Origin of the sequence: Pseudomonas sp. 5P_5.1_Bac1, from assembly GCF_025466015.1 — a bacterium.
Lineage (GTDB): Bacteria > Pseudomonadota > Gammaproteobacteria > Pseudomonadales > Pseudomonadaceae > Aquipseudomonas.
Genome location: NZ_JANLNX010000110.1, coordinates 209,092 through 223,083, shown reverse-complemented (window position 1 = coordinate 223,083; position 13,992 = coordinate 209,092). Strand labels below are relative to the sequence as shown.

Annotated in this window: 12 protein-coding genes; 5 read left to right on the top strand and 7 right to left on the bottom strand. The window is 59.3% G+C overall.

Annotated elements, in window-relative coordinates:
• Positions 1-109: 109 nt before the first annotated feature.
• Positions 110-1,759 carry a GMC family oxidoreductase gene (locus tag NTD82_RS25495; protein WP_262130746.1) on the bottom strand — a complete coding sequence of 550 codons (1,650 nt, stop codon included), beginning with the start codon at positions 1,757-1,759 and terminating at the stop codon, positions 110-112.
• 138 nt (positions 1,760-1,897) lie between these two features.
• Here NTD82_RS25495 and NTD82_RS25490 point away from each other — a divergent pair, with 138 nt between their 5' ends.
• Positions 1,898-2,785 carry a LysR family transcriptional regulator gene (locus NTD82_RS25490; RefSeq protein WP_095159110.1) on the top strand — a complete coding sequence of 296 codons (888 nt, stop codon included), beginning with the start codon at positions 1,898-1,900 and terminating at the stop codon, positions 2,783-2,785.
• 1 nt (position 2,786) lies between these two features.
• Here NTD82_RS25490 and NTD82_RS25485 read toward each other — a convergent pair whose 3' ends face one another.
• From NTD82_RS25485 to dnaA, 6 genes are all read right to left on the bottom strand, one after another.
• On the bottom strand, positions 2,787-3,605 hold the full coding sequence (locus NTD82_RS25485; RefSeq protein WP_262130745.1) for a sulfite exporter TauE/SafE family protein: 819 nt from the start codon (positions 3,603-3,605) through the stop codon (positions 2,787-2,789).
• Between the two features lie 2 nt (positions 3,606-3,607).
• Positions 3,608-4,495 (bottom strand): MBL fold metallo-hydrolase, encoded by an 888-nt coding sequence (locus NTD82_RS25480; protein ID WP_262130744.1) that lies wholly within the window; start codon positions 4,493-4,495, stop codon positions 3,608-3,610.
• Between the two features lie 158 nt (positions 4,496-4,653).
• Complete coding sequence (gene gyrB / locus NTD82_RS25475) at positions 4,654-7,071, bottom strand: DNA topoisomerase (ATP-hydrolyzing) subunit B (RefSeq protein WP_095159113.1); 2,418 nt, start codon at positions 7,069-7,071, stop codon at positions 4,654-4,656.
• A gap of 4 nt (positions 7,072-7,075) precedes the next feature.
• On the bottom strand, positions 7,076-8,179 hold the full coding sequence (gene recF, locus NTD82_RS25470) for a DNA replication/repair protein RecF (RefSeq protein ID WP_095159114.1): 1,104 nt from the start codon (positions 8,177-8,179) through the stop codon (positions 7,076-7,078).
• An 18-nt stretch (positions 8,180-8,197) separates the two neighbouring features.
• Positions 8,198-9,301: a DNA polymerase III subunit beta gene (gene dnaN / locus NTD82_RS25465; protein WP_042121660.1), complete on the bottom strand. Its 1,104-nt coding sequence runs from the start codon at positions 9,299-9,301 to the stop codon at positions 8,198-8,200.
• 35 nt (positions 9,302-9,336) lie between these two features.
• Positions 9,337-10,869: a chromosomal replication initiator protein DnaA gene (gene dnaA / locus NTD82_RS25460; RefSeq protein ID WP_095159115.1), complete on the bottom strand. Its 1,533-nt coding sequence runs from the start codon at positions 10,867-10,869 to the stop codon at positions 9,337-9,339.
• Positions 10,870-11,461: 592 nt separating this feature from the next.
• Here dnaA and rpmH point away from each other — a divergent pair.
• The 4 genes from rpmH to yidC are packed head-to-tail and all read left to right on the top strand — an operon-like array spanning position 11,462 to position 13,934.
• Complete coding sequence (rpmH, locus tag NTD82_RS25455; RefSeq protein WP_002551315.1) at positions 11,462-11,596, top strand: 50S ribosomal protein L34; 135 nt, start codon at positions 11,462-11,464, stop codon at positions 11,594-11,596.
• Positions 11,597-11,609: 13 nt separating this feature from the next.
• Positions 11,610-12,014 (top strand): ribonuclease P protein component, encoded by a 405-nt coding sequence (gene rnpA, locus NTD82_RS25450; RefSeq protein ID WP_218241378.1) that lies wholly within the window; start codon positions 11,610-11,612, stop codon positions 12,012-12,014.
• Positions 12,007-12,252: a membrane protein insertion efficiency factor YidD gene (gene yidD, locus NTD82_RS25445; RefSeq protein WP_095159116.1), complete on the top strand. Its 246-nt coding sequence runs from the start codon at positions 12,007-12,009 to the stop codon at positions 12,250-12,252. The genes rnpA and yidD overlap by 8 nt, the downstream gene beginning before the upstream one ends.
• A 2-nt stretch (positions 12,253-12,254) precedes the next feature.
• On the top strand, positions 12,255-13,934 hold the full coding sequence (yidC, locus tag NTD82_RS25440; RefSeq protein WP_095159117.1) for a membrane protein insertase YidC: 1,680 nt from the start codon (positions 12,255-12,257) through the stop codon (positions 13,932-13,934).
• Positions 13,935-13,992 lie beyond the last annotated feature (58 nt).

Below are 13,992 nucleotides of genomic sequence, written 5' to 3'. Positions count from 1 at the left end.
CGTGCTGTCCTCGGCCCACGTTGGGGCACAGTGATTATTGTTGTTGTCCACTGTCGACACCGGTCGACTGCTGCCGGTGTCACTGTTGCCACGCCGCCCCGCGCAAGGCTCAGGGCGTCGCTATCTTCGTGCGGTCACTGCGGGTGCTGACGGCCTCATGGCCCTGGCGGATCAGTTGCGCGGCCTTTTCCGCGATCATCAAGGTGGGTGAGCAGGTATTGCCGGAAACGATGTTCGGCATGATCGACGCATCGGCAACCCGCAGGCCATTGATGCCGTGAACTCGCAATTGCGCATCGACCACATCCAGTGGACCGCTGCCCATGCGGCAGGTGCCCACCGGGTGGAAGATGGTGGTGCCGATCTGGCCGGCAGCGGCGTACAGGTCTTCGTCACTCTGCAACGTCGGTCCCGGCAGGTACTCGCGCGGCGAGAAGGGCGCGAGGGCAGGGGACTGGACGATGTTGCGGGTCAGGCGGATGGCCTGGGCGGCGACCTGCAGGTCTTCCGGCGCGCTGAGGTAATTGGGGTCGATCAATGGCGCGTCGGCAGGGTCCGCCGAGCGGATATCCACACGTCCGCGGCTGAGCGGGCGCAAGTTACACACCGACGCCGTGAAGGCGGCGAAGCGGTGCAACGGCTCGCCAAAGCGGTCCAGCGACAGCGGCTGAACGTGGTACTGGAGATTCGGCGAAGCCTGCTCCGGACCTGAACGCACGAACGCGCCCAGTTGACTCGGCGCCATGGCCAGCGGGCCACTGCGGTCATAGAGATAACGCAGGCCCATGCCCATCTTGCCGAAGAGCGTGTTGGCCACCTGATTGAGGGTGCGGACATTGTCGACCTGGTAGATCAGCCGCAGTTGCAGATGGTCCTGCAGGTTGCCGCCGACGCCCGGCAGCTCGTGGTTCACGCCAATGCCCAAGCGCTCCAGCAGTGGCCGCGGACCGATGCCGGAACGCTGGAGGATTCCCGGCGAACCGACGGAGCCGGCGCACAGGATCACTTCACGGCGCGCGTCGAAGTTCTGCCATTGCCCCTGCCACCGTGCGCGCACCGCAGAGGCACGACCGTTCTCCAGCAGCACACGGTCCACGTCGACACCCGTCAGTACGCTCAGGTTGGTGCGGTGGGCAATCGGCCGGAGAAACGCCTTGGAGGCATTCCAGCGCACGCCGGCTTTCTGGTTGACCTGAAAATATCCACAGCCTTGGTTATCGCCGCCGTTGAAGTCATCGACGCTGGCGATCCCCTGTTGCGCGGCCGCCTCGCGAAACGCGTCGAGGATCGCCCAGGAATAACGCTGCTGCTCGACCCGCCATTCACCCTCAGCACCGTGCGCCTCGCTGGCGCCGGCGTAGTGACGCTCGCTCGCCTTGAACAGCGGCAGCACATCCTTCCACGCCCAGCCGGGATTGCCCTCGTCGGCCCAGCGGTCATAGTCGCCGGACTGCCCGCGCATGTAGATCATGCCGTTGATCGAGGAACAACCGCCGAGCACCTTGCCCCGTGGATAACCCAGGCTGCGTCCGTTGAGGCCGGCTTGGGATTCGGTCTTGAAGCACCAGTCGGTGCGGGGATTGCCAATGCAGTAGAGATAACCGACCGGGATATGAATCCAGGGGTAGTTGTCGCGGCCACCGGCTTCGAGCAGGGCAACGCGGCAGGAGGGATCGGCGGACAACCGGTTCGCCAGCAGGCAACCCGCGGGACCGGCACCGACGATGACGTAGTCGTAGGAATGATCGGCTGATGGCATGAAGACCTCGCGCCTGATTTTTATTCTTGTCTTCCTTCAGTGTTATTGATTATTTTCGAGATGAAAACGTTCGTTTTCACTCAACCGCTGTGCGTTTAAACACAACGCCGGCAAGCCTGCGGTTAACAGGGACAGCCAATGTTCGACTGGAATGATCTGCGGTTTTTTCTCGAATTACAGCGCAGCGGCCGCCTGCTTACCGCCGCCAAACGCCTCAACACCACCCACAGTACCGTGGCCCGGCATATCGAAAATATCGAGCAGAGCCTGGGCACCGCGCTGTTCGTCCAGCATGCCCAGGGCTATGAACTGACGCCGTCCGGCCAGGCCCTGCTCAAGCATGCCGAGGCGATGGAGAACGTCGCGCTGCTGGCCCAGGAAGAAATCACCCAGGCCATCACCCCGCTGGGCAAGATCCGCCTGGGGGTCACCGAAGGCATCGGCATCATGTTTTTCACGCCGCGCATGGGCAGCCTGTTCGACCGGTATCCGGGACTGGAAGTGGAGCTGGTGGCGGTGCCGCGCTTTGTCAGCATCATCAACCGCGAGGCGGAAATCAGCATCCACCTGGAGCGACCCAACGCCGACCTGTTGATCACCCGCAAGCTCACCGACTACCGCCTGGCGCTCTACGCCAGCCCCGACTACCTCGCCCGCGCTCCCGCGCTGAACAGCCGCGAAGACCTGGCTCGGCACACCTGGATCGGCTACGTCGACGACCTGTTGTTCAGCCAGGAGCTGCTGTTTCTGCACAGCTTCTGCCGGGCGCCGAACGTTGTGTTCCGCAGCACCAGCGTGATCGCCCAGCAGCATGCGGCGCGCGCCGGGCTGGGCATCGCCGTGCTGCCCAACTACATGGCCCGGCACGACACAGGGCTGGTGCGTATCCTGCCCAGCGAAACCATCCAGCGCAGCTACTGGATCAGCACACGCCGCGAGTTGCACAAGTCGGTGCGCCTGCGGGTAGTCTGGGACTACCTGCTGGCGCTGTGCGCGCAAGAGCAGGGCGAACTGTTGGCCGACTAGCTCAGTGCAGCAAGGTGTTGAACGCCAGCAACACCGCAGCCCCGATCCCGACCAGCGCGAACCCCTGTTGCAGGCGCGGCCCGGCCAGGTGGTGGGCGATCTGGCGTCCAGCGAGCAGACCGGCCAGCGCGCCCACGGCAAACGGCGCGCCGACCGCCCAAGGCATCACACCACTGAAGCTGGCCGTCAGCACGCTGCCGCTGGAGACCAGGGCGATCACCGCCAGCGAGGTGGCCACCATGCTTTTCATGTCGAGGTTGGTGTAGCGACCCAAGGCGGGAATGATGACGAATCCGCCGCCCACGCCTGACAACCCGGACAGCAATCCAGCGAGCAATCCGGTAAAGGCGAGTGCCCGGGCGCAGGGCAGGGTCCAGCGCAACCGCCCCTGCTGCGGGTTGAGGACGCAAGGTTGTATCTGTCGATTAGCGCAGGGCGACTCGCCACGTAGCTCGCGTCGGGCCCTTAGAAGCATCCGTCCACAGGCATACACCAGCACCGCCGAGAATCCCAACGCCAGCGGCGCGTTGGGCAGTTGATGCGCCAGCCAGAAACCGAAGGGCGCTGCCAACCAGCCGAGCCCGGCGATAAAGAACGCCGCCCGGTAACGCACCAACCCTTGGCGCCAGCCCAGTATCGCGCCCACGCCAGCGGCCAGTCCCACGGCGAGCAAGCCCACCGGTGCTGCTTCGACCATCGACAGACCAAGTCCGAAGACCAGTAGCGGCACGGCAAGGATTCCTCCACCGGCACCCGTCAGCGCCAGGATCAAGCCAATGACCGCGCCCAGTCCGGCACCGAGCAACTCATGTTCCATCATGACTACGGCTCACCGGCCAGGGGAATCTTCAGGTAGCTCACGCCGTTGTCCTCAGGCTCGGGGAACTGGCCGCTGCGCATGTTGATCTGCACAGACGGCAGCATCAGCACCGGCATCTCCAGGGTTGCGTCACGGGCCTGGCGCATGGCGACGAATTCGTCCTCGCTGATGCCTTGGTGAATATGGATGTTGCTGGCACGCTGCTCCGCAACCGTTGTCATGTAGCGCAACTCGCGACCACCGGGTAAGTAGTCGTGGCACATGAACAGTCGGGTGTCGTCGGGCAGGGCGAGGATGCGCATGATCGAGCGGTACAGCACGCGTGCGTCGGCGCCGGGAAAGTCGCAGCGGGCGGTGCCATAGTCAGGCATGAACAGGGTGTCGCCAACGAAGGCCACGGTCTCGCCGGCGGCTTCCACCAGGAAGGTCATACAGGCCGGCGTATGCCCCGGGGTGTGCAAGGCACGGGCCTGCAAACCGCCAATGGCAAAAGTGGCCTCGTCGTCGAACAGCACATCGAACTGGCTGCCATCGCGAGCAAAGCCGGGCCCGGCGTTGAACAGCGCGCCGAAGGTCTTCTGCACCTGGGTGATCCGGCTGCCGATTGCCAGTTGTCCGCCGAGGACCTTTTTCAGGTACGCCGCCGCGGAAAGATGATCGGCGTGGACGTGAGTTTCCAGAATCCACTGCACGCTAGCGCCCAGCGCTTTTATGCGGTCAATCAGACGATCAGCGTTGTGAGTGTCGGTGCGCCCGGACTTCGGGTCGTAGTCGAGCACGCTGTCGATCAATGCGCAGTGTCTGGTTTCGGTGTCCATGACCAGATAGCTGATGGTCCAGGTCGTGCTGTCGAACAGCGCTTCCACATACAGATTGCCGGCGATGAGCATTATCCATTCTCCAGAAAGGTCACTACGGCCGACCATCGATGAACAGGGTGAGTGAACGCATCTTACCTCGACGTTTGCGCGAACTTTGGCTTTGAATTGATAAACCCCAGAAACAAGAAACCCGGCTTTCGCCGGGCTTTTTGTTTCACGTGGAACAATCAGAAGTCGAGGTTGGACACCGACAACGCGTTGCTCTCGATGAACTCACGGCGTGGCTCGACCGCATCACCCATCAGGGTGTTGAAGATCTGGTCAGCCGCGATTGCGTCTTCGATGGTCACCTTGAGCATGCGACGCACGCTTGGGTCCATGGTGGTTTCCCACAACTGATCCGGGTTCATCTCACCCAGACCTTTGTAGCGCTGGATGGTGTGACGCTTGGTGCTTTCGTTCATCAGCCATTCAAGTGCTTCCTTGAACTCGCTGATGGCTTTCTTGCGCTCACCGCGTTGAACGTAGGCGCCATCGTCCAGCAGCGTGCTGAGCTGTGCACCCAGTGCGGTGACGGTGCGGTAGTCGTTGCTGCCGAAGAAGTCACGGTTGAAGGTGACGTAGCTCGCCAGGCCGTGGGAGGTGATTTCCACTTCCGGCAGCCACACGTTGCGCTCGCGGTCTTCACGCAGACTGGCCTTGTACAGCAGGCCCGACTTCTCGCTGGTGCTCAGGCGCTCTTTGAACTTGTCCAGCCACCCGGTCATCTTCGCGTGGTCAGAAAGATCTTCCAGCGAAACGGCCGGCAGGTACAGGAAGTGCTCGGTCAGTTCCAGCGGGTACAGACGCGACAGACGCTTGAGCGTCTTCATTACCGAGCGGAACTCGTTAACCAGGCTTTCCAGCGCAGGGCCGGAGATCGCCGGAGCAGACTCGTTCAGGTACAGGGCTGCGTCTTCCAGGGCCGACTGGGTCATGTACTCTTCCATGGCCTCGTCGTCCTTGATGTACTGCTCCTGCTTGCCTTTCTTCACCTTGTACAGCGGCGGCTGGGCGATGTAGATGTAGCCGCGCTCGACCAGCTCCGGCAACTGACGGAAGAAGAAGGTCAGCAGCAGGGTACGGATGTGCGAACCGTCGACGTCAGCATCGGTCATGATGATGATGTTGTGATAGCGCAGCTTGTCGATGTTGTACTCATCGCGGCCGATACCACAGCCCAATGCGGTGATCAGGGTGCCCACTTCCTGGGACGAGATCATCTTGTCGAAACGTGCTTTCTCGACGTTGAGGATCTTACCCTTCAGTGGCAGGATCGCCTGGGTCTTGCGGTTACGACCTTGCTTGGCCGAGCCACCCGCGGAGTCACCCTCCACCAGGTACAGTTCGGAAAGGGCAGGGTCTTTCTCCTGGCAGTCCGCCAATTTGCCCGGCAGACCGGCGATATCCAACGCGCCTTTACGGCGAGTCATTTCCCGCGCTTTACGGGCAGCTTCACGAGCGCGCGCAGCGTCGATCATCTTGCCGACCACAGCCTTGGCTTCGTTCGGGTTTTCCAAGAGGAAGTCAGAGAAGTACTTGCCCATCTCCTGCTCGACAGCCGTCTTCACTTCGGAGGAGACCAGCTTGTCTTTGGTCTGCGAGCTGAACTTCGGATCCGGCACCTTGACCGAAATGATCGCGGTCAGACCTTCACGGGCATCGTCACCGGTGGTCGAGACCTTGTTCTTCTTGGCCAGACCTTCCTGCTCGATGTAGTTGTTCAGGTTACGCGTCAGCGCAGAACGGAAGCCCACCAGGTGAGTACCGCCATCGCGCTGAGGAATGTTGTTGGTGAAGCAAAGCAGGTTTTCGTTGAAGCTGTCGTTCCACTGCAGGGCGATCTCGACGCCCACGCCATCTTCACGCTGGACGTTGAAGTGGAACACCTGGTTCACCGGAGTCTTGTTGGTGTTCAGGTACTCAACGAATGCACGCAGGCCGCCTTCGTATTTGAAGGCCTCTTCTTTACCCGAGCGCTCGTCTTTCAGCAGGATGCCAACGCCAGAGTTCAGGAACGACAGTTCACGAATCCGCTTGGCCAGGATGTCCCAGCTGAAATGAATGTTCTTGAAAGTTTCAGCCGAAGGCTTGAAGTGAATCTGGGTGCCGGTGGTTTCACTGTCGCCAACGATTTTCATCGGAGCTTGTGGAACACCGTGGACGTAGATCTGCTCCCAGATTTTGCCGCTACGACGAACAGTCAGGGTCAGCACTTCGGACAGGGCGTTTACTACCGAAACACCTACACCGTGCAGACCACCGGAAACTTTATAGGAGTTGTCGTCGAACTTACCGCCGGCGTGCAGTACGGTCATGATGACCTCTGCGGCGGAAACACCTTCTTCTTTATGCACATCAACCGGAATGCCGCGACCGTTGTCGCGTACGGTGATGGATTCATCCGTGTGGATGATTACAGTAATGTCGTCACAGTGGCCGGCGAGGGCTTCGTCGATCGAGTTGTCGACCACCTCGAACACCATGTGGTGCAGGCCGCTGCCGTCATCAGTGTCGCCAATGTACATACCGGGGCGCTTGCGCACGGCATCCAGCCCTTTCAGCACTTTAATGCTGGAGGAATCGTACGTTTGATTTTCGCTCATGCCTTCACTCCCGATGGTCGTGGGTCTGGGTGATACGGCCCTGTTCCACGTGGAACAAAGCAACCGGCGTATCCATCTGCCAGCCTTCCCTCAGTAATTCGTGATCTACACAGGTGATAAAAACCTGGCAGCGTAAGTCTTCCAACAAGCGGCAAAGTGCACGACGGTGCTGCTCGTCCAGTTCGGACGGCAGGTCATCCACCAGGTAAATACATTGGCCGCGACGTGCCTGGCTGACCAGGTGTCCCTGGGCGATACGCAATGCGCAGACCACCAGCTTTTGCTGGCCGCGCGACAAAATATCCGCGGCATTGTTGGCGCCCAATCTGAGGCGCAAATCTGCACGTTGTGGACCCGCCTGGGTATGTCCCATCTGCTGATCGCGCTGGACGGAGGCCGCGAGAACGTCACTCAGCTCTCGGTCTTTATCCCATCCGCGGTAGTAACTCAGGGTAAGCCCTTCGAGTTCCAAAAGTTCGCTGAGGATTTGCTCGAAAACAGGCTTCAACGCTTTGATGTAATTACGGCGATATTCGTCGATTTCCGCACTGGCCAGGCACAATTCCCGGTCCCAAGCCGCTTGGGAAATAGCGTCAAGTGTACCATGCCGCAACCACGAGTTTCGCTGCCGAAGTGCCTTCTGCAAGCGCTGCCAAGTCCCCATAAAACGAGGTTCCACGTGGAACACTCCCCAATCGAGGAACTGCCGGCGGATTTTCGGCGCACCTTCAAGCAGGCGAAAACTGTCTGGATTGATCAATTGCAACGGCAGGATTTCCGCCAACTGGGCGGTACCGCGAGCGTTCTGCCCGTCGATACGGATGGTGAAGTCACCCTGCCGCTCCCGCGAAACACCCAGATTGCTTGAGGCGCCATTCTCCAACGCCACTTGGCCGAAGACCGTACACGTGGGCTGTTCATACTGAATGACGGGATTCAGACGAGTGCTACGGAATGAACGAGCGAGCCCCAGCAGATAAATGGCTTCCAGCACGCTGGTTTTGCCGCTGCCGTTATCGCCGTACAGAATGTTGATTCGCGGGGAGGGTGAGAAGGTCACCGGGTGCAGGTTGCGCACCGCGGTGACAGAGACACGACTGAGGGACATCTAGACAGGTCTGGGCAATTACAGGCGCATCGGCATAACGACATAAGAAGAGTCGTCGTTGCCCGCTTCCTGCAGCAGCGCACTGCTGTTGGAGTCGGAAAGGATCAGACGAACCTGCTCGGTCGTCATGACGCCCAGTACGTCCAGCAGATAGCTGACGTTGAAACCGATCTCGAGCGAGCCGCCGTTGTAGTCGACGCTGATTTCTTCCTCAGCCTCTTCCTGCTCCGGGTTGTTCGCCTGGATCTTCAATTGGCCAGCGGCCAGTTGCAGACGGATCCCGCGGTACTTCTCGTTGGAAAGAATCGCGGTGCGGCTGAACGCTTCGCGCAGCGCCTGACGATCACCCAGCACCAGCTTGTCACCGCCTTTTGGCAGAACGCGCTCGTAGTCCGGGAACTTGCCGTCGACCAGCTTCGAGGTGAAGGTGAATTCGCCAGTAGTTGCGCGGATATGGTGCTGGCCCAGCACGATGCTGACAGTGCCGTCTGGTTCGGTCAGCAGGCGCGCCAGCTCGAGGATACCTTTGCGAGGCACGATGACCTGATGGCGATCAGCCTGACCGATGTCAGCGCTCATCGAGCACATGGCCAGACGGTGACCGTCGGTGGCTACGGCGCGCAGGGTGCCTGTGGATACTTCCAGCAGCATACCGTTGAGGTAGTAACGGACGTCCTGCTGCGCCATGGCAAAGCTGGTGCGTTCGATCAGTCGACGCAGACGGCTCTGTTCCAGGGTGCAGGTCAACGAGCCTGGGCCTTCTTCCACAGTTGGGAAATCATTGGCCGGCAAGGTCGACAGGGTGAAGCGGCTACGGCCGGCCTTCACCAGGAGTTTCTGCTCGTCGACCTTGATGTCGATCAGAGCGTCGTTGGGCAAGCTCTTGCAGATATCCATCAGCTTGCGCGCAGGAACCGTGATCTCGCCCGGCTCGGCAGGTTCTTCCAGTTGGACGCGGCCAACCAGTTCCACTTCCAGGTCGGTACCGGTCAGCGACAACTGTTGACCCTGGACCACCAGCAGTACGTTGGACAGTACTGGCAAGGTCTGGCGGCGCTCTACGACACCTGCGACCAGTTGCAGGGGTTTCAACAGGGCTTCGCGTTGAATGGTGAAATGCATGGTCTAGTCCCTTGCCTTGAAAAGCTGCGCCGACATCAGGTTGTCAGAGTCCGCAGCAGGTTCTTGTAGTCCTCGCGGATATCCGCGTCGGATTCCTTGAGTTCGTTGATCTTGCGGCAGGCGTGCAACACCGTGGTGTGATCGCGTCCGCCAAAAACGTCGCCGATTTCCGGCAGGCTGTGGTTGGTCAGTTCCTTCGACAGGGCCATTGCCACTTGTCGAGGCCTGGCCACCGAACGCGAGCGTCGCTTGGAGAGCAGATCGGAAATCTTGATCTTGTAGTACTCGGCGACGGTGCGTTGAATGTTATCCACACTCACCAGCTTGTCCTGCAGCGCCAGCAGGTCCTTGAGCGATTCGCGAATCAGCTCGATGGTGATATCGCGCCCCATGAAGTGCGAGTGAGCGATGACACGCTTGAGCGCACCTTCGAGTTCCCGGACGTTGGAGCGGATGCGCTGGGCAATGAAGAATGCCGCGTCGTGCGGGAGGTCGACCTTTGCCTGGTCAGCCTTCTTCATCAAGATCGCTACACGGGTTTCCAACTCTGGAGGTTCGACCGCTACGGTCAGGCCCCAGCCGAAGCGCGATTTCAGACGCTCTTCCAGGCCTTCGATTTCCTTCGGATAACGGTCGCTGGTGAGAATCACCTGCTGACCGCCTTCGAGCAGGGCGTTGAAGGTGTGGAAAAACTCTTCCTGCGAACGCTCCTTGCGAGCGAAGAACTGAATGTCATCGATCAGCAGCGCGTCCACGGAGCGGTAGAACCGCTTGAACTCGTTGATCGCGTTGAGCTGCAGCGCCTTGACCATGTCAGCGACGAAGCGCTCGGAGTGCAGGTACACAACTTTGGCGTTGGGATTCTTCTTGAGCAGGTGGTTACCCACAGCGTGCATCAAGTGAGTCTTACCCAGGCCAACGCCCCCATAAAGGAAGAGCGGGTTGTAACCGTGTTTGGGATTGTCCGCTACCTGCCACGCGGCAGCGCGCGCCAGCTGGTTGGACTTGCCCTCGACGAAGTTCTCGAACGTGAACGTACGGTTGAGGTAGCTGGTGTGCTTCAGCGCACCCTCGACTTGCACCGTGCGCTGTTCAGAACGTCCGTTGCCGGCAGCCGGTGCGCTGACGGGCACCTCGACCATTGCATCGAAACTATCCCGCGAAGGACTGTCCTCAACAGCAGGCGCGACAGGAGCAGCGGCTGGAGCGCTGTTCACTGGCTCGCTGGCCACTGCTGGCCGGGCCTGGGCCGCAGCTTGCGCCTGTGACGCGGCGACTGACGCAGCCAAGGGCGCGTTGGGCGCCGCACGCGGAGCAGAGCTGCGACGGCTGCCTATTAATAAGGAGAGCGAAGGAGCGGCGCCGTTGCCGTGCTCACCCAGCAGCTCGAGCAGGCGGCTCAGGTACTTCTCATTGACCCAGTCGAGTACGAAACGGTTAGGCGCGTAAACGCGCAACTCGTCGCCTTCGGCTTCGACTTGTAGTGGACGGATCCAAGTGTTGAATTGCTGGGTAGGCAGTTCGTCGCGCAGAAGCTCCACGCACTGCTGCCAAAGTTCCACTGACACGGATATCCCCTGAATTTGAAAGCCGGTGAGGGCCAGTGAGGCAAAAACAAGCGGCCATTGTACCGGGCGACCGCACACTTATCCACACGGGACTGGCCCAAGAGAGGCGATAAATCAGTCATTTACTGACCAAAATCCAATCTACCCGGTGTGAATAAGCTCTGTGGATAACCGCACCTGAGGACTATGCACAAGTCGGGGCTGAACCCTGTTGATAACTCGCCTGTTGATAACTTGCTATTTTATCCACCGCTTTTCCGAGGGTCCGGCACAGCCAGAGCACCGTTTCCCGACAGGGTTTCAGATCTCTGTACAGTACGTGAATAAAGGCCTGTAGAGCTTTATCCACAGAAATGCTCTGTATAAGATTTATAAGTTCTACAGAAAAGCTTTAAATACCTCTTCTCTTTTTTTCTATGTTTAATCGCGATGTCCCTGAGTGAGGTGATCTCACGGGAAAGGAACGCGCCGTTTTTTTACCTATAAGGAAACGCTGGTTGGAAATTGACCTACGAGCTTGCTTTCTCTAGAATCGCCGGTCTCTTAAAACGGGGGCCATTCCGGCCCGTTGTCACGAACCAGGTAACACGCCATGAAACGTACTTTCCAACCAAGCACCATCAAGCGCGCTCGCACTCACGGTTTCCGTGCTCGTATGGCCACCAAGAACGGCCGTGCCGTACTGTCCCGCCGTCGTGCCAAAGGCCGTAAGCGCCTGGCAGTTTGATTTTTCGGCATCGGTGGTGAGTCAGGACTTCAGTCGGGAAAAGCGTCTGCTGACCCCTCGACACTTCAAAGCGGTCTTTGACTCTCCATCAGGCAAGGTGCCAGGCAAGAGTCTCTTGCTCCTTGCCCGCGAGAACGGCCTTGATCACCCCCGCCTGGGTTTGGTGATCGGCAAGAAGAGCGTCAAGCTTTCCGTTCAACGCAACCGCTTGAAGCGTTTGATGCGCGATTCGTTTCGCCTTCACCAGGAGATCCTGGTCGGCTGGGACATTGTCATCGTCGCGCGCAAAGGCCTTGGCGATATAGAAAACCCGGAATTGCACCAGCATTTTGGCAAGCTCTGGAAGCGACTCGCTCGTAGTCGGCCCTCTCCAGTGGTCAAGACCGAATCTGTAGGGGTGGACCGTCCAGATGCGTAAACTGGCACTCGTTCCGATCCAGTTTTACCGTTACGCCATCAGCCCATTGATGGCCAGTCATTGCCGTTTCTACCCAAGTTGCTCCTGCTATGCGTACGAAGCCATCGAAAAACATGGTCTCTTGCGTGGCGGGTGGCTGACCGTTCGTCGGCTGGGTCGCTGCCATCCCTGGAATGCCGGCGGCTTTGACCCGGTTCCGCCAGTTCCTTCTTCCCGTACTTCTTCGATAGCCGAGTAATCATGGATATTAAACGCACGATCCTGATCGCCGCCCTGGCAATCGTGTCCTATGTCATGGTCCTCAAGTGGAACCAGGACTACGGCCAGGCTGCCCTGCCGACTCAGAATGTTGCTGCCAACACTGTCGCGCCGTCTCTGTCGGACACCCCGAATGCTGGCAACAGCGCAAGTGCTGATGTTCCAAGCGCCAGCGGCGAATCCAGCCCAGCCGAACTGGCTCCGGTGGTCGTCAGCAAGGACCTGATCCGGGTCAAAACCGATGTTCTCGATCTGGCTATCGACCCAAGCGGTGGTGACATCGCGCAACTGATGTTGCCGAAATACCCGCGCCGTCAGGACCACCCTGAAATTCCGTTCCAGTTGTTCGACAACGGCAACGAGCGTGTTTACCTGGCTCAAAGTGGCCTGACCGGCGTCAATGGCCCGGATGCACGTTCGACTGGTCGTCCGCTGTACGCCACTGAACAGAAAAGTTATCAACTGGCTGATGGCCAGGACCAACTGGTCGTCGACCTGAAATTCAGCGACGCCGGCGTCAACTACATCAAGCGCTTCTCCTTCAAGCGCGGTGAGTACGACCTGACCGTCACTTACCTTATCGATAACCAGAGTGGTCAGCCATGGACCGGTAACCTGTTCGCGCAATTGAAGCGTGATGCAAGTTCCGATCCGTCGTCGTCGACCGCTACCGGCACTGCCACCTACTTGGGCGCTGCCCTGTGGACAAGTTCCGAGCCCTACAAAAAGGTGTCCATGAAGGACATCGACAAGGGCAATTTGAAAGAAAATGTGACTGGTGGCTGGGTAGCCTGGCTGCAGCACTACTTCGTGACCGCATGGATTCCGAAGTCCGGTGAGAACAACATTGTTCAAACCCGCAAAGACAGCCAAGGCAACTACATCATCGGTTTCACTGGCCCAGCGCTGAACGTGGCCACGGGTGCCCAGGCTGAAACCAGCACCATGCTGTACGCCGGTCCGAAGATTCAGGACAAGCTGAAAGCGTTGTCCCCAGGTCTGGAACTGACTGTCGACTACGGCATTCTGTGGTTCATCGCCCAGCCTATCTTCTGGCTGCTGCAACATATCCACAGCCTGCTCGGCAACTGGGGCTGGTCGATCATCGCCCTGACCATGCTGATCAAGCTGCTGTTCTTCCCGCTCTCGGCCGCCAGCTACAAGTCGATGGCGCGCATGCGTGCCGTGGCCCCTAAACTGGCTGCCCTGAAAGAACAGCATGGCGACGACCGGCAGAAAATGTCGCAAGCCATGATGGAGCTGTACAAGAAAGAGAAGATCAACCCGCTGGGCGGCTGCTTGCCGATCCTGGTGCAGATGCCGGTCTTCCTCTCGCTGTACTGGGTACTGCTGGAAAGTGTCGAGATGCGTCAGGCACCGTGGATGTTCTGGATCACCGACCTGTCGATCAAGGATCCGTTCTTCATCCTGCCGATCATCATGGGCGCAACCATGTTCATCCAGCAGCAGCTGAACCCGACTCCGCCGGATCCGATGCAGGCCAAGGTGATGAAGCTGATGCCAATCATCTTCACCTTCTTCTTCCTGTGGTTCCCAGCTGGTCTGGTGCTGTACTGGGTTGTGAACAACTGCCTGTCGATCGCACAGCAGTGGTACATCACCCGCAAAATCGAGGCAGCCACCAAGAAGGCCGCTGCCTGACAGGTTAGCCAGCTAATCTGTGGATAAACGCCCCACTCGTGGGGCGTTTTGCTATCTG